This window comes from Martinezella paranaensis, from assembly GCF_014200235.1.
GTDB lineage: Bacteria > Pseudomonadota > Alphaproteobacteria > Rhizobiales > Rhizobiaceae > Rhizobium > Rhizobium paranaense.
The window spans coordinates 20,974-35,917 of sequence record NZ_JACHBI010000018.1; the positions used below are offsets into that span (position 1 = coordinate 20,974).

Sequence of the window (14,944 nt, forward strand, 5' to 3'; positions counted from 1 at the left end):
TTCGGAGAGCATACAATCCAAATCAAGCTCGAATCTTCGCCGGCCCGCCGGGAAGATCACCCCCCGTTCCAGCAGGATCGCCCGCAACTGGTTGAGTAGGTTCGTTCGTTCGGCTACGAGGCGCGAACGCACCCGATGCAACGTCTGGATGTCTAACTGCTCCTGGCTCTTGAGTTCGACGAAGCGCATTGTCGGTCGTGAGGCGGCCTCGGCGATCCCCCCTCGGCATCGCGGTCATCATTCTTCTGCGCTTTGATATATGGGCGAACGTATTCCGGCGACATCAACCGGATCTGGTGGCCTTGCACCATAAACAGGCGTCCCAGATGATGCGCACCGCGGCATGCTTCCATTGCGACCACACACGCCGGAAGCTTCGTCACACAGTCGATCAGCGTCTGTCGGCGCATTGTTCGACGAACGACCACCGCACCGGCCGCATCGACGCCAACTATGCTGCAAGAGTTCTTGCCCAGATCAAAACCGAGGATAGCGAATAGACATTCGCTGGTTCCTTTCTCTTTCCCGATATCAGCATCCTACTCGATGCTGGGTGAAAGGGCGGGCCATTCCATAAACTTCGCCATTGCGCGAAAAATGGTCGATCGCCTGTTTGTCCCGGCACGCAAAACCGACACTCAAGGCCTCATACGCTAAAGGCCTGCACTCATTTCCGGGGCGGCCAAGCCTGATCGCTGACTGACTGACTATCAGACGCTCTCGCTAGGTTGCCCCACCTTTGCCTCCCGCGTCAGGCTCGGTCATACGTAAATGATGTCAGCAGAGTGGTCACGAAGTTACTCGCTCGTTCCTTAACAAGCACTTCCGTCCATTCGTCAGTGCCTCGAAGCTTCAGGTCGGTGTAAATGCTGCCGACAGCCGCTTCTTCGATGCGTTTGATATGCGTCTTGAACGCCATCTCGCCGCCGGCATGATACATATCACGGATAATGATGCGCAGGATTTCCTGAATTGCGATTTGCCAGGCAGTATTGATCGCCTGGAGCTCTTTCATATCCTCTGCCATGGAGGCTCCCTATGGTACGAGTGCACCTCAGCATGACCTCGCCATGCTGCCGGCTTGTCCAGTGTCGTCGATTTCGTGATTGAGGCGACGCCGAAAGCCTAGGCTTGCCTTACGGTGGCGTAACGCCGTTCGCGTTCAGCCCTCACGCCCCCCTCTTAGGCGCTCCCATTCCTCGATTATCTTCAGGAGCTCGCGAGGCAATGGCAATGCGATCTGCCTGCCTTGCCACGTTAGCTGGGTCGACCGCAGTCTTTGCCGCATGGTAGGCGTTGGAGGAGAACAATCTAGCGTCCGCGTCCGCGTCCGAGGCTGCGGCGCCACCGTCAGCGAGTTCATTGTTTCTGGCGTTCTTCAAAGTTTTATCCTGACGAGGGTGTTGCCACACGGATCAGCGCAGTTTGCGTTTGGCGAGGACGTCTGACGTTGCAGACGTTCGTTCAGCCAGTTCCCTGGCAAGACGTGCCGCTCGCAGCCTCAGGGTCTTGGCGTTCCGGGCCTGGGCGACGGATTCGAGCTCTTCCATCGCATTGTTCTTGGCGAAAAACTCCGTCTGGAGACTGCCGAAGGCGATCTCCGCCTGCTGGCGAGATTTACTATATGTCTCTGTCATTGAATTCCTAATGGGTTCGACGGGCGAGATGAAACAGAAAAGGCCAGGCGAACTGCCTGGCCCCAACTGATAGCGTGCTTCCGGCAGTGCCAGTACATCCGTGGTCAAAGGGAAGCAGATACCGATTAAGCGGACTGCAGATTGCAGGCCGACATCTTGCCCGACTTCATGTCGCGCTCGAGCTCGAAACCGATCTTCTGGCCTTCGACCAGCTCGCGCATTCCGGCGCGCTCGACAGCCGAGATGTGAACAAAGGCGTCAGCGCCGCCATTGTCAGGTTGGATGAAGCCGAAGCCCTTGGTGGAATTAAACCATTTTACTGTGCCAGTGGTCATGATGAACCCTTTCAAAGCATAGAGTGAGGGACCACAACGCCGATCGGCGGTGCGGAAGGTCATAGCGAATTTGAAAGAAAAGGTTCGTTCAGGGCGCGGTGCTAATCACGCGGCAACCAAAGCTCAGCAAGCAAAATCGATAATACGCTTATAGGGGGTTTGATCCGCCCCGTCAACGATTAGTTTTCCCGCCGATCACGCATCTCTTTATGGTTGTATCCAACAAAAGATTCCGTCTGCCAAAAAAGTGGTAGCGTTCAACCAAGGTGAGCGGCCAAAAAACCGCCTTCGCGCCTCGGCGGTCGAGCTATCCCTTCGCGGGTTCATCGGCATATCGGCCAACGATCACCGACACCGACAAATCTTTCTGATGCAAAATCCGCCTGAAGAGGTCAAGAGGTCAAGAGGTTGGCAGTATTAGGCAAGCTTTTGCGAGAATGAGGCATCGCTGGATTAGCCTGCCGCCGCGATCCCCCGAAACTGAATCCTGCGCGACAACTGGCTGCCGGACCGCGTTTTCATATCCTACGGCGACATCGTCGATCATTGCTGCGCTACTTGGAACACGGGACCGGCACTGGAAGATGCTGTCCATCGGAACGCGCGACAGGGACACATTGGTTCTGACCAATGCCTATGGTTTTAATCATCGAGCGAGTTTCAACGTACGTCGACTATCGGTGACAGGCGTTTCCGACTTTGGCGCTGTGGCCTGGATCAGGCGGTCGCCATGGACCTGAAGGGTTTGGCCTACAGTGCTCCTGCACTCGTTTGGCGAAGTCAAGAACGCTGACGTCTGCGCCAGCCGGACCGACGATTTGCAGGTCAATCGGACCAAGCTGATCATCAACCCCGAGCGATATGCTGATCGCAGGCAGCTTAAAGTAGTTGGCGGTGTTCGACGTAAGTGAGAAGCCGAATGGCTAACGCGGTGCGCTGGACGTTCCGGGAGGCGCCTGCGGCACTCCGGCGACCACGCGGCAGGAGGCTCCTCGGCAAATCGGCCACCGAAGCAGGTGGCGGGTGAGAAGCAGCATTGGTGAGGCTATCTAAGCCGGGGCCACTTGCTGCTGGCGCAGCCCGAAGGCATAAATGGAACCTCAGTCAGTCGGGGAAAAAGAGGAGGCTGGAATGCCAGAGGCACCGAAACAGTTTGCAGCAAGCGCAAACGGCGACAAATGGTTTCTCCTACATAATGAGACTGCGGACGAGCAATTTGTGATCCACCGCGCCAGCGCCGCCTCCGGCGGTACTGAGACAAGATGGCCGGTGTCCAGTTTTCTGGAGCTCTTCGGCGATCACCCCCAAGGCCACGCTCTTCGCGAGGAATTGCGCGACGCTGTTTCTGCTGAAGAGAAAGCAACAAGCGAACGTTCGCCTGCGGCGCCGAAAACGGTGAATTCGTTCCCGTGGTCTCGTAGAACAGACCGCACTGGCTAGCCTGATACCCTGTCCCGGCTCCGGGCGGTGTTTGAGCCATCGTAGAGGGTTTGCATGAAATCTTCTGCAAGAGGATGGGCCGCCTCGACGGCGCGGCGGCTGCTCCTGCGTAGCGTTGATTGGAAATTCGGACGCAATCCGCCGCCTGATTCCGAGACGATGTCGCCGCCTTTTGGAAGGCGTCGGGAATGGTGTCCTGTCAATCAATACGCAAGTTTGGCAGTTTTGATGCAGTTGTAGCGATGCTGCGGTGCTGATTTTTAGAAAGGAATTAGTACGATGAGCACCAGGTTTCGCCTCTCTGATGTGGCCCATCAGGCTTCATCCTCGAACGCGTCACCCACATTGGCGATGAGATTTGCGTTCTGCTCTCGCGAGCGAACGGTTCGAAATCGTTATTGTCGCGAGGTCGCGGACCTGCCCCTATCGGGCAAGCGCGCCGGACTGCTCGTCGCACGTGGAGGTTCGCTTGCGACGCCGTGCTCTGCTACGGCGCGCGATAGCGTGTCGAAGCGGCACTTTGGCTCTCTCTAAAGCCACCCGGGCGTCGTCCGGCGGTTCCTGGTCGGTGATGATGACTTGGAATTCGTCGACTATGGCGAGAACAGAGGGTTTGATTCAAACCCTTGTGGTTCACAAGCAGGCACCGACGCGCGGCGCTTGCGATGATCGCTCGTTTCGATCGGACTACACCATTATCCATATGGTACGCGGGGCCCGAAACAACGGGGGGTGAGATGACGGCGATATCTGGCCGATCCGACCGCGCGGTCTTCAGCGACCGGCCCGGATCGCCAACGATAAAGCAGCACGTTCCGCGCATCAAATAGCCTTAAATGGAGAGCGAGAGTCGCTTGCCAGCGGCGCTCTCCTTTTGCCTCTACCGAATGGCGACGCTTCGGCGGCAGCGTGGCTCTGATAAGGCGGGCTTTTGTGGCGGCCGCACAGGGGCCCCGAGACATTTCTGGCATCGCCTTACAAAGCAAAGAGGAAATCGCTATGCAAACCGAGCATCTCGCCGAGCTACCCAGATTCGGTATGGCACCAAAGCTTTCTGATCCGATGAAAGAAAGAGTGACCAAACCTGTGAATTTGAAAGTCTCCGATGGGGCAGCCAGAGAAGCCTACGAGCGGGGAGGCCATGCTGGCATGCGTGAGACCGAATGTGAAGAAAATCCTTATCCAGAAGGAAGCAAACTCGCGAAAGCCTTCGAACACGGCTATCTCGATGGGCAAAAGGTACAGCGGTGAGACGGTAGTCCAACGCATTTAATGGTTGTGTACGCTAGCTCGGTGGAGCGGTTGCCGACGCTCGCGGAAGAATTAAACTTGAAAAATCGCAGACTCTTGAGTGTCCCACACTGACTTATCCGCTTGCCGTACTGGCAATCATCGCAGAAGTTTCTGCGATGTCGGAGGAAATCAATGAACTCTGTGATCAAGATTGGCTTCTCGCTTACCTGGGAAAAGCCCGTCCTCATCCATGAGGGCGGCCTTTGTACCAGAGCCATAAGCGGTCCCAGAGAAGCTCTTCGATATCTGAAGAAGGATTTCGACCAGCGCACCGGTCAACTCTACTGGGACGCCGTTTTTTCCTGCGTGACTGCCCTTCGATATCGCTCCGCACCGAGCGTTGCCCGCCAATATTTTCTTTTCGCATGCGACGATGCTCGGATCGATGCCGACTAGACTGCCTGCGCCATCCCTGGAAGTAATCGGGACAAAGGGTTCGAGCCACCGCGGGAAAGAGATTTACATAAGGCTGTCTTTAAAAGCTGTAGGCTTCTGCTGCAAGAAGTAAGCGGCTTCATCTCCGATCGTTGATAACACGGCGAGCAGCGTCTTTTTCGTTCAGGATAGCACAGAAGACGCGCGCTTCCTGTTCTGGCAAACCCTCCAGTTTCCAAGTGGACGGCTTAGCCGACATGCCAGTGAATACATCATAGACCGCCCATGAAGAATCTACTTCCTGGCGTACGGCATATCGTCTGGTCTGGTTTCCCATCGCGTCATCTTGAAGGATGGCAACGGCCGAGATGGTCTTGCGCTCATCGATCCTCTCTACATACCACGTCCTGAAGGAATAGTCTGCGGACGCACGATTGATTCGAATGGATTGCTCATTCTGAGCTGCTGCTTTTCGCAACCATAGTACTGCCGCGTTGTCGTCAGGCTCATGGACGCTGCACCCGCTATCGCTCATATCGTCATAGACAACTGCCCGAGACTATTTTCGGCTTCCGGATCATCTTTCTCGGGCTCGATGCTCCCAGAGCTTTTTTGCGGTAATCACCTCTTGCGAAAGCCAGAGCTGCATCTGCAGCTAGCGCGGCATGCCTCGTGGAAGCTAGCAGAGCCAAAGCATCAAGCAATGATTTCACTTCAAATCTCCCGTAGAGGGGTCGGGACAACAGCAGCAAAATCACACATACAGTCAAATGGATTGTGAACTCTCGTCGCGAACCCGCATGATGGCCTGCGGGCTCGTCCTGAAGTTCATCGCATTCGCCGCTGTACTCGTCCCGTCGCGAGATCGTAGCCCACATCCTGATTTTGTTTGTCGCTCAGCGTCGAGCGACGGCCGAGGGCTTTTCCTTCTATTCGGGGCATGATTGGCATGCGGTGGGCGCGTCGCTAAAGACCCTGTTGCTCCACTCCAAGACGACGTCGGATCGAACCGTCTAGTTCTTTAGCAAAACCAAGCGCGGATTGAAGAACCATCGTTTCATTTGAAGCGACAGATCCTTGGTCCTTGATTGCGATCGGCAATTCCATCTTGCCGGCGGTCGCGGTCACGCGAACATTAAATAGAAGCTCGCCACCAAGCCGCTCCTCAACTTTGATCAATTCGACATTTGCCATCGTCACTCTCCCGTGCTGGTTCAGAACGCCTTTCGGTAGTCTTACTGCGTCACAAGTTTGTTGATTTTATCGATCCTTCATCCGGGAGCAGCATGGACATCGCTGCAGGCTGCGACTGAGTGCGACGGTCAAGTGTCTCCGGATAGTGGCGATCGAATTCGGCACGTGTCGCTCGGGTCGGATCGGGGGCTCCACGGGGTCGGCAACTTTCGGGAAGGCCAGGCTGCGGGCGGTTTTTGGTTTCGGTCGGTGCTGAGGGGGGAATCGTCTCCCTTTGGGAGATGAGGAATCCGTAAGCGGCGATGCAGAGGCTTGCATGGTGATGGAAGCCGCGCCAGCCGCGTCCCTCATAGTGGCCGAGCCCGAGTTCCTGCTTGAGTTCCTGATAGTCGCGTTCGATGCGCCAGCGCAGTTTGGCGGTGCTGACGAGCTTTGCGAGCGAAATGTCGGCGGCAAGCGTGGAGAGCCAGTATTTGAGCGGTTCAGCATCGCCCTCCGGCCATTCGATCAGCAGCCATTCCTCGGCGCGGGGCTCGGTCAAATTGTAATCCCTGGACGCGGGCCTCACCTGCACGGCGGCGAAGCGGGAACTGAGATCACTGTTGGTTCCTTCCCGCCAGCCAATCGTCTGCCAGGCATCTTGCGGCAGTTCCTGCGCCAACGCCTTGGCCGATACCGGGCTGTGCTCGCGGTTGCGACGCATCAGCGAAGTTGGTCGCCCCTTTCCGCGCCAAGGTTTGGGTGGCAATGGTCCCTCGCCGGGTCGCCAGACACTGAGTGTCGGTTGCACACCCACGACATAGTCGAGACCGAGTGCCGACAGGCCGGCGCGGAATGCGCCGTCGGCGCAATAGCCGGCGTCGGCCAACACCACGCCGGATGCGACTCCGGCCGCTTGGGCGGCGCGGATCTGATCGAGTGCGATTGCCGGCTTGGTCTGGAATGCGACGCTGTCAGGGATCTTCGCCTTGCGCCGCCGCTCGGCATCGCCGGCCCAAATCTCGGGCAGATACAGCCGGTAGGCAATTGGCAAGCTCGCTGCGACGTTGGCGACCGAAAGGCTAACCGCGACCTGGCAGTTGTCCTGCTTGCCGAGCTGACCGCAATATTGCCGCGCGACCCCGACCGAATGCTTACCCTTCTTGGGAAAGCCGGTGTCGTCGACGATCCACGCTTCAATCGGCCCATGTCGCTCGATCAGTGGCAGCACCAAATCGCCAACCCGCCGCAGGAGCGCCTCGTCCGACCACGGCGCCTGGCCGACGAAATGCGATAACGACTGATGTTTGGACGACACCCGCGCCGGCGCAGTTACCGCAGCCAGAGGCTCGACACTCTTGCGCTCCACCGGTAGCATGAGGCCGAGGCAGTAATCCTTCAGCGGCTCGGCGCGATCGGCATGGCCGATCACATCGACAAGCCCCTCGACATAATCCGCAAAGTCTGATTCACTTCCTCCGTCAGATCCACGGTCAACGCTTTCTTCCCGTCGGAGAGGCGTAGCCCATCCGGTGTTTGGGCAGCGAGACGGGCGGAATTGAGTGTGACTTTCCACTGACCGCTATCGACGGCGGCGCCGGCCGTTACACGCTTAACCTCCGGGTCCGTGCGGGTTTCATAGATCGATAGTCCGAGCGATAGCGCACCAGCCAGAAGGCCGCCGATTCCGGCGACGATACGCGTCCGGAGTGCCTTATTCGTTTTCTTGATGACGGATTGCTTCATCGCCGGATTCAATTGGGACTAGGATTTGCCACCGGGGATCGAGCAAGAACCAAGCGACAATCGTAATGTGGTACGCACGCGTGATCCGACAAGGGTGGTGATTTCAATCAGGTACACCCTGGCCGAGATTCCAGCCGCGGCCGTCTCGTCATGCTCTCCTGTTCCTGGCACCTAACCCGAACTCAGGCAGAAATTCTACTTATCCCCGCTGTTCAAATTTCCCGAGGCAGCTCTCTTTTATGCCTAGTTGTGAGAGGACTACCCGCTGCCGACTGGGAAACGGGTAGCTTGAGAATGTTACATGGCCTTTTTGACGAACTCCGTCGTATAGGTCTTCGACAGATCGATCGACTTGCCCTGAACATTCTTGGAGAACTCGGAGAGCACGGCAAGCACGGTCTTCGGCCCATCTTCCGGCATTACGCCATCGGCGGTGAACATCGCTTTGCCGTTTTCGAGCGCCTTCACGTAGCCTTCCTTGTCGCCGACATAAAAGTCTTTCGGCATCTTGTCGGCGATCTCGGCAGCGGAATGGGTGTTGATGAAATGCAGCGTCTTGACGAAAGCGTTCGCAAGCTTCTGCGTCTCCTCCTTGTGATCCTTAACCCACGACTCCTGCATATAAAGAGACGCGGCAGGATAGGTTCCGCCCAGAGCGGCCCTTGTTCCGTCCATCGTGCGCATGTCGATGAGGACCTTGGCCTCGCCGGTCTTCAGGAGGCGCGAGACCGTCGGCTCGGTGGTCATGCCGGCCTGGATGGCGTCCTGCTGCATGGCGGCGATGAAGGTCTGGCCGGCGCCGACCGGAACGGAGGTGAAGTCACCAAGCTTCAAGCCGTTTTTCACCGCCAGATATTGCGTCAGGAAATTCGTGGAGGAGCCGAGGCCGGTCACGCCGAGGTTCTTGCCCTTGAAATCGGCAGGCGACTTGATTTCGGGATGCTTGGCCGACACCAGTTCCACTTCGCCGGGCGCCTGGCTGAACTGCACGACGGATTCGACGAATTTACCCTTTCCCTGCAGGTCGATGCAGTGATCGTAGAAACCGACGACACCCTGAACGGCGCCGGCAAGCATTTCGTTTTCCGCATCGACGCCTGCAGGCTCGTTCAGAAGCTCGATATTCAGACCTTCGTCTTTGAAGTAGCCGAGGGATTCCGCCAGCTTTGCCGGCAGATAGATCTGTTTTTCATAGCCGCCCACCATGATGGAAATCTTGTCGGCAGCATGAGCTGCGGTGACGCCGAGTGTGCCGGTGGCGACAACAAGCGAAAGGGCCGCAGAATAGATAGAAACGCGGGGTGAAAACATTATAGACTCCTCCTGAGGGATATCGCCTGCCGCGCTCCTCACGGCGTCCTCTACGATATCCGCAGGTGACCGTAACTGGCCGAAGCTTTCAATTAGCTTTCAGTACGACAGAGCACCAAAATGCCGTTTTGAGCATGCTGGATGGGATGGGAAGCAAAGCCGGCATATCAACACGATTGGGTGCCGCTCCATGTTGAAGGACGTTGCCAATCACGGACGGGGTGGCGGCGGTTAGTGCGACAACTGAGCACCGGTCGATTTTACCAGGCGTCATCTTCACCTAGATGGTGCATGAGCGCTCACCCCCTGACCATGACCTTACAAATGCGTAAGACCTCAGCGAGGCATGTGTAAGCCTGCCATGAGTGGCGAGTGTCTTATGCGGCGATAGACGGTCTGGAAGCAAATGCGTGTGGCACCGTACAAACGACTGGCCTCGGTGCGGCCGACGGCTGGGATGTCGATTGGGTCGTCGACCTACAAGCGGCGAAGCGCGCCGATGATGCTGCATGTTATTCCTTGATCCTACTCGATCCTGGTCTACCTGACGGCTGCGGCTTAGAGCTGCTCGCGCATTTGTCGGCGCGATTGCCCGCTACGCCCGCGATCGTCATCTCAGCAGATGATCAAGTTACCGACAGGCAAAGAAGTCTTCAGCTCGGCGCGGCTGATTGTCTTGTCAAGCCGTTCAGCCTTGGCACGCTGAGTGCTCGTACCAAAATGTGCTCCGGACTTCCAACCACTTACCGGGGTGAGTGCTGTGCCAGACCGATCAGGAGATACGATTAGCCCTTGTCCAGTGCGGTCGATAGATGCTGATGCCCCACAGAAGGGGAAAGGAAAAGCGGCAAAGGAAAGGTGGCTCTGGACACGATCACGCGGGGCGAAAATCGCAGGCGCTTTGGCGACAATGCTTGCCCTGCCAGTCCTGGTGATCGGCACTTACCTCGCTGCGCTGCAGCTAAGTGACAATTTTCACGTGGTAATCCCCGGAGAGCTCTATCGCTCCGCCCCGCTCTCATCGTCGGCGCTCGAAACGTACGTGCGCGACAACGGCATCCGCACGATCATCAATTTGCGCGGCGAGAACAAAAAACGAGCTTGGTACGCTCACGAAATCGAGACAGCGCGACGTCTGGGCATCGAGCATATCGACTTTAAGATGTCTGCATCGAAAATATTGACGCCGGATAGGGCCGATCAACTGGTCAGCATTCTGCGTTCGGCGCCAAAGCCTATCCTCATACATTGTCAATCGGGAGCCGACAGAACCGGTCTGGTTGCCGTAATCTACAGCCGGGAGATCGCTGGTATCGACCAGGAAACGGCCGCACGCCAGCTTTCCATCGTCTATGGCCATATCGGAATTCCCTATCTGTCAGGCGCATTCTCAATGGACGAAAGCCTGCAGAATTTGGAGAAGCATTTCGATCAGTATGACTGATGCGCCTGGCTGAAGCGGCGAACTCCGCCTTCAAGCTAGAATATACGAGGCTCGCCAACCGGCGGCTCGCCTGAGCATCAAGTATGGGCTGACATCGCAGGGTCGGCGCCAACTGCCGGAATATATCGAGGCCGGTCTCGACGGGGCCTTCATTTCTTAAGGTACATTTCAGCTTGATCTGCAAGCACAGGCAATTGGCGCCGACAATCAAACAGATTGGCGCAGCGATGCCGGTAGAAACGGAGGTGCAGAGACGTGGCTGACATTTGCACGCAAGGCTTGGATACGGGCTTTGTTGCCCTTGGATATACGCGAACGGCGGCCTTGGGAGTCGTTCAGGGATTGACCGAGCTACTACCCATATCATCGACCGCCCATATGCGGCTCGTTCCGGCGCTTCTTGGCTGGCAGGACCCGGGATCGGCGTTCTCTGCGGCGATGCAACTGGCTGCTCTGGCCGCCATCGTATCCTACTTTTGGAGCGACGTCCGATACGTGGCGTTTGAATCGATCGCCGCGGTAAGGAAGGGACATTGGTCTTCGCCGGCCTTACGGCTCGCCTTGGGCATCGTCCTTGCAACAGTGCCTATCGTGATCGGAGGCCTGTTGTTGTCCTCGTCCCTGAACGCTTGTGGCTCGCCCCTGCGCAGCCTATGGGTCATCGGCGTCTCCTGCATCGTGATGGCTGGCCTCCTTGCACTGGCCGAGCTCTACAGCAGACACCGACGGGACATGAATAAGATGAGCGTCCTCGACGCCTTGATCGTAGGCTTGGCGCAGGTCGGGGCACTTGTCCCCGGTGTTTCGCGGTCGGGATCGACGCTGACCGCTGCCCTGTTTCTCGGCTTCAAGCGAGACGAGGCGGCCCGGTTCTCCTTCCTGCTCGGCATTCCGGCCATCACCCTGGCGGGCTTGAAGGAGTTGTTCGAGCTCTACCGTGCGCATCTGTCGCTCGAAGGCTGGTCGATCCTCGCCGTCGGGTTGATCGTCGGAAGCATCTCCGCCTTCGTGACGATCTGGGGCCTCATGCGCTTTCTGGAGCGCTTCTCCACCTGGCCATTCGTGATCTATCGCGGCGGCTTGGGCATCATCATCCTGGCAGGCGTATTCTACGCCGGCTGGAGCTAAAGCGCCGTGCGTTCGAATGGGATGCTGAAGGGACACGCCAACGTCTTGAATCTGTCCATCGACCCGAAAACCTGCGCCGGTTTTCGGGTCGATGGGTTAACCGCGGCGTAGAGTGTCATGGCGAGATCCGTAGCGAGAAGCGCATGATGTACCGCGCTATCCAGGTCGCTTTACGGAATTGTAAGTTTCCAAACAAGACCGCGCAAAGAACCAGGCAAATAGTGCGCGCGGCCTCGATTGGAATTACCATGCATCCTCGATTGTTCGCCTTCCAGGCGCTTGCGTTCTGCGACAACCTTCAAATTCTTCCGGGCACTGAGACCCTCATCAGCCATGGATAGCGCTCGCTTTCAAATAGACCGAGCCGATGTCCCCTGTGGTTTGAGGGAAAGGGATGAACCATTGTCGGCGAGTTGCGAACAGGAACGAGCAATCCAGCCATCTCCCGAGCTTGCCGTCATCATCCCGACGCTTAACGAAGCCGGCAACATTGGCACTCTGATGGACCGTCTGCGACAAGCTCTGGCGGGGATAAGCTGGGAGGTCGTTTTCGTCGATGACGACTCCAAGGACGGAACTATCGACTTTATCCGTAGGCTTGCGCTTCGCGATCACCGCATCTGCGGTATCCGGCGTATCGGGCGGCGCGGTTTGGCGGGCGCCTGCATGGAGGGTATCTTGTCGAGTTCGGCTCCGATTGTTGCAGTCATGGATGCCGATCTGCAGCATGACGAAAGACGGCTCGCGGAAATGCTCGCGATCTTGAAGAGCGGAGAAGCCGATCTTGTCGTTGCGACACGTTTTGACGACGGCGGCGGCGCGAATGGCGGTCTATCCCGAATCCGCCATCTGGGAAGCCGATTAGCGATCCGTTTGGCGCAGATACTACTTGGCGTAGTGCTTACGGACCCGATGAGCGGCTTTTTCATGACCAGGCGCGAAATTGTGGAACGGGTGGCGCCGCGGCTCTCCCAGCATGGCTTCAAGATCCTCTTGGATATCGTCGCCTCGTCGCCAGCAGCAATCCGGACCGAGGAAGTGCCGTTCACATTCCCGCCGCGCCTCCACGGAGAGAGCAAGCTCGATGCATCGGTCGTCACGGAATACCTGGGGCTGGTAGTGGCTAAGGCATCCGGCGATCTGATTTCGGCTCGTTTTCTTTTGTTCGGGCTCGTCGGCTTCTGTGGTGTCATTGTACACCTCACCGTTCTCTATCTCCTCCTGAGGCAGGAGCTTTCGTTTGTCGTCGCCCAAACAGGCGCGATGCTCGGCGCAATGTTGTTTAATTTCACGTTAAACAACGCGCTGACTTATCGTGATCGCCGGCGGCGCGGTTGGCGGTTCGTGACTGGACTGATCCTGTTTGCAAGTCTCTGCAGTGTCGGGGTTATCGCCGGTGTTGGCGTGTCGGCAGCCCTTTATCAGGATTCGCCGCAATGGTGGCTTGACGGCATCGCCGGCGCGCTGGTCGGCGCACTGTGGAATTATGTCACCAACTCGGCGATTACCTGGCGTGCGCACTGAATCCGAAGCACAATCAATCAACCCGTGGAAAGTTGCCATCTTGTTATTGGTGGCTTTGACGTTCTACAGGCTGATCATACTCGCGCAGATCGGCCTCCATCCTGACGAAGCCTACTATTGGCTTTGGTCCCGGGTGCCGTCGGCTGGCTATTACGACCATGCGCCGATGATCGCCTGGTGGATTTGGCTCTCGACACGGCTTCTGGGCGACAACTCCCTCGGCGTCCGTCTATTTCCCATCTTGTCCGTGCTAGTCGTTTCGGGGGCGACCTTTGTCACGTCATGGGAGCTCTATCGCGATCGCCGGCTCGCCATGAGAGCAGGGGTGTGGGTCAATGCGATGCCGCTCATCGGTTTTGCCGCGCTGCTCGCCACGCCTGACGCACCATCTACGCTCTTCTGGACACTGACGATCTGGGCCTTGGCGTGGCTGCGCCGCAGCGGAGACAGGCGCATATGGTTGCTCGTCGGTGTGCTGGCCGGTCTCGGTTGTCTGTCCAAATACACCAATCTGTTTCTCGGCCTCGGCATCCTTCTCTGGATGATCCTGGATTCCGAAGCGCGCAAACGCCTTTATGGCCCCTACATGTTCATTGGAGGCGTGATCGCTCTTGCAGTCTTCTCGCCCACCATCATCTGGAATTTCGAACACCACTGGGTGTCGTTTGCCAAACAGTTCGGCCGCATCGACAATGGGCAGCCGCCCTCCTGGCATCCGCTGGAGTTCCTGGCCGGGCAATTCGGGCTTGCCAATCCGGCTATTGTCATCTTCGCCGCGATCGCCGTCAGGACAGTCTGGAAACGGCGGCGCGAAGCCGATTTCTCACCTGCCGCATTTCTGCTTGTGCTATCGGCACCCCTGCTCATCTATATGTCGCTTCATTCGCTCCATAGCCGCGTTCAGGGCAACTGGCTGGCCCCGGTCTACCCAGCGATGGCTATCATGGCAGCTGAGGCCGCGCAGCATTCCGCAGATTCGCACCACCTGAACCGCATGATGAGATGGGCCGCACCCGCCGGTATCGGCCTGATCGCTGTTTTCTTCTTCTACTTCGCCTCGCCACTCGGACAGCAAGCGCCTTTTCCATCACCGGCGGACAAGCTCATGGGCTGGAATGAATTGTCGGCGGATATCGCACAGTACAAGCTGCTTCACGATGCAAATTGGATCGGAACGATTGACTATGGCGTGACGGGCGAGCTTGCCTTCAATACCGATGATCCGCAGCATGTGCAGGAGATTGCCAGCCGGAAACGCTATTCCTTCGAAACTATCGATCCGAAACTCGTTGAAACACCGGGCCTCCTGGTCGTTCCAGCGGCCAGTGATATACTCGAACGGCTCAGAAGCTGCCTGCCACAGATGGAACCCGTCGGCGAAGTGGCGCGTCGGGCGGGCAAGCGCGTGCTGGAGCGCTACGCGATCCTGAAGATCAAACAAGCGCCGCCGGACATCTTGAGCAAGGGATGCGCCCTTTGACTGGGTGGCCCCGATTGAGGCCATCGAAATCGGCTGGCAGCGATTGGTCGTAATCCGT

At 57.5% G+C, this 14,944-nt stretch carries 15 protein-coding genes and 1 pseudogene; 8 read left to right on the plus strand and 8 right to left on the minus strand.

From position 1 onward, the window contains the following. Positions 1-56: 56 nt before the first annotated feature. The 4 genes and pseudogenes from GGD50_RS28525 to GGD50_RS28540 all read right to left on the minus strand — a co-directional run. A pseudogene (locus GGD50_RS28525) lies at positions 57-491 on the minus strand (IS110 family transposase); the annotation flags it as partial. A gap of 260 nt (positions 492-751) precedes the next feature. Continuing rightward, positions 752-1,027, minus strand: coding sequence for a hypothetical protein (locus GGD50_RS28530; protein ID WP_183940478.1), 276 nt, complete (start codon positions 1,025-1,027; stop codon positions 752-754). Between the two features lie 388 nt (positions 1,028-1,415). After that, positions 1,416-1,637 (minus strand): hypothetical protein, encoded by a 222-nt coding sequence (locus tag GGD50_RS28535; protein ID WP_183940480.1) that lies wholly within the window; start codon positions 1,635-1,637, stop codon positions 1,416-1,418. A gap of 125 nt (positions 1,638-1,762) precedes the next feature. Then, entirely contained in the window at positions 1,763-1,972 is a 210-nt protein-coding gene (locus tag GGD50_RS28540; protein WP_018902430.1) for a cold-shock protein, read from the minus strand. 1,131 nt (positions 1,973-3,103) lie between these two features. Here GGD50_RS28540 and GGD50_RS28545 point away from each other — a divergent pair. The 3 genes from GGD50_RS28545 to GGD50_RS28555 all read left to right on the plus strand — a co-directional run bounded on the left by GGD50_RS28545 (position 3,104) and on the right by GGD50_RS28555 (position 5,101). Further along, complete coding sequence (locus GGD50_RS28545) at positions 3,104-3,412, plus strand: hypothetical protein (protein WP_183940482.1); 309 nt, start codon at positions 3,104-3,106, stop codon at positions 3,410-3,412. Between the two features lie 999 nt (positions 3,413-4,411). Then, a complete protein-coding gene (locus GGD50_RS28550; protein WP_183940484.1) occupies positions 4,412-4,663 on the plus strand; it encodes an Sf3a2-prov protein in 252 nt (83 codons plus the stop codon). 174 nt (positions 4,664-4,837) lie between these two features. Beyond that, positions 4,838-5,101, plus strand: a complete 264-nt coding sequence (locus GGD50_RS28555; protein ID WP_183940486.1) for a DUF982 domain-containing protein — start codon at positions 4,838-4,840, stop codon at positions 5,099-5,101. Between the two features lie 945 nt (positions 5,102-6,046). Here GGD50_RS28555 and GGD50_RS28560 read toward each other — a convergent pair. The 4 genes from GGD50_RS28560 to GGD50_RS28575 all read right to left on the minus strand — a co-directional run bounded on the left by GGD50_RS28560 (position 6,047) and on the right by GGD50_RS28575 (position 9,310). Next, positions 6,047-6,274 (minus strand): hypothetical protein, encoded by a 228-nt coding sequence (locus tag GGD50_RS28560; protein WP_183940488.1) that lies wholly within the window; start codon positions 6,272-6,274, stop codon positions 6,047-6,049. A gap of 49 nt (positions 6,275-6,323) precedes the next feature. Next, the gene (locus GGD50_RS28565) at positions 6,324-7,685 is read right to left on the minus strand and encodes an IS701 family transposase (protein WP_183940490.1); all 1,362 of its coding nucleotides are present in this window, start codon (positions 7,683-7,685) and stop codon (positions 6,324-6,326) included. Further along, the gene (locus GGD50_RS28570; RefSeq protein ID WP_183940492.1) at positions 7,682-7,999 is read right to left on the minus strand and encodes a hypothetical protein; all 318 of its coding nucleotides are present in this window, start codon (positions 7,997-7,999) and stop codon (positions 7,682-7,684) included. The genes GGD50_RS28565 and GGD50_RS28570 overlap by 4 nt, the downstream gene beginning before the upstream one ends. A 297-nt stretch (positions 8,000-8,296) precedes the next feature. Continuing rightward, positions 8,297-9,310, minus strand: coding sequence for an ABC transporter substrate-binding protein (locus GGD50_RS28575; protein WP_183940494.1), 1,014 nt, complete (start codon positions 9,308-9,310; stop codon positions 8,297-8,299). Between the two features lie 372 nt (positions 9,311-9,682). Here GGD50_RS28575 and GGD50_RS33585 point away from each other — a divergent pair, with 372 nt between their 5' ends. From GGD50_RS33585 to GGD50_RS28600, 5 genes are all read left to right on the plus strand, one after another. Continuing rightward, entirely contained in the window at positions 9,683-10,099 is a 417-nt protein-coding gene (locus GGD50_RS33585) for a response regulator (RefSeq protein ID WP_183940496.1), read from the plus strand. Continuing rightward, positions 10,071-10,754 (plus strand): dual specificity protein phosphatase family protein, encoded by a 684-nt coding sequence (locus GGD50_RS28585; RefSeq protein ID WP_343070032.1) that lies wholly within the window; start codon positions 10,071-10,073, stop codon positions 10,752-10,754. Before GGD50_RS33585 ends, GGD50_RS28585 begins: the two co-directional genes overlap by 29 nt. Positions 10,755-11,009: 255 nt before the next feature. Continuing rightward, a complete protein-coding gene (locus GGD50_RS28590) occupies positions 11,010-11,882 on the plus strand; it encodes an undecaprenyl-diphosphate phosphatase (RefSeq protein WP_183940500.1) in 873 nt (290 codons plus the stop codon). 501 nt (positions 11,883-12,383) lie between these two features. Then, a complete protein-coding gene (locus GGD50_RS28595) occupies positions 12,384-13,406 on the plus strand; it encodes a glycosyltransferase (protein ID WP_246451596.1) in 1,023 nt (340 codons plus the stop codon). 49 nt (positions 13,407-13,455) lie between these two features. Next, positions 13,456-14,886, plus strand: a complete 1,431-nt coding sequence (locus tag GGD50_RS28600; RefSeq protein ID WP_331371050.1) for an ArnT family glycosyltransferase — start codon at positions 13,456-13,458, stop codon at positions 14,884-14,886. Positions 14,887-14,944: the final 58 nt, after the last annotated feature.

Excerpts from the sequence above, each read along its gene's own strand:
- GGD50_RS28530 (WP_183940478.1), bottom strand. The coding sequence starts at position 1,027 with ATGGCAGAGGATATGAAAGAGCTCCAGGCGATCAATACTGCCTGGCAA.
- GGD50_RS28535 (WP_183940480.1), bottom strand. The coding sequence starts at position 1,637 with ATGACAGAGACATATAGTAAATCTCGCCAGCAGGCGGAGATCGCCTTC.
- GGD50_RS28540 (WP_018902430.1), bottom strand. The coding sequence starts at position 1,972 with ATGACCACTGGCACAGTAAAATGGTTTAATTCCACCAAGGGCTTCGGC.
- GGD50_RS28545 (WP_183940482.1), top strand. The coding sequence starts at position 3,104 with ATGCCAGAGGCACCGAAACAGTTTGCAGCAAGCGCAAACGGCGACAAA.
- GGD50_RS28550 (WP_183940484.1), top strand. The coding sequence starts at position 4,412 with ATGCAAACCGAGCATCTCGCCGAGCTACCCAGATTCGGTATGGCACCA.
- GGD50_RS28555 (WP_183940486.1), top strand. The coding sequence starts at position 4,838 with ATGAACTCTGTGATCAAGATTGGCTTCTCGCTTACCTGGGAAAAGCCC.
- GGD50_RS28560 (WP_183940488.1), bottom strand. The coding sequence starts at position 6,274 with ATGGCAAATGTCGAATTGATCAAAGTTGAGGAGCGGCTTGGTGGCGAG.
- GGD50_RS28570 (WP_183940492.1), bottom strand. The coding sequence starts at position 7,999 with ATGAAGCAATCCGTCATCAAGAAAACGAATAAGGCACTCCGGACGCGT.
- GGD50_RS28575 (WP_183940494.1), bottom strand. The coding sequence starts at position 9,310 with ATGTTTTCACCCCGCGTTTCTATCTATTCTGCGGCCCTTTCGCTTGTT.
- GGD50_RS28595 (WP_246451596.1), top strand. The coding sequence starts at position 12,384 with ATGGACCGTCTGCGACAAGCTCTGGCGGGGATAAGCTGGGAGGTCGTT.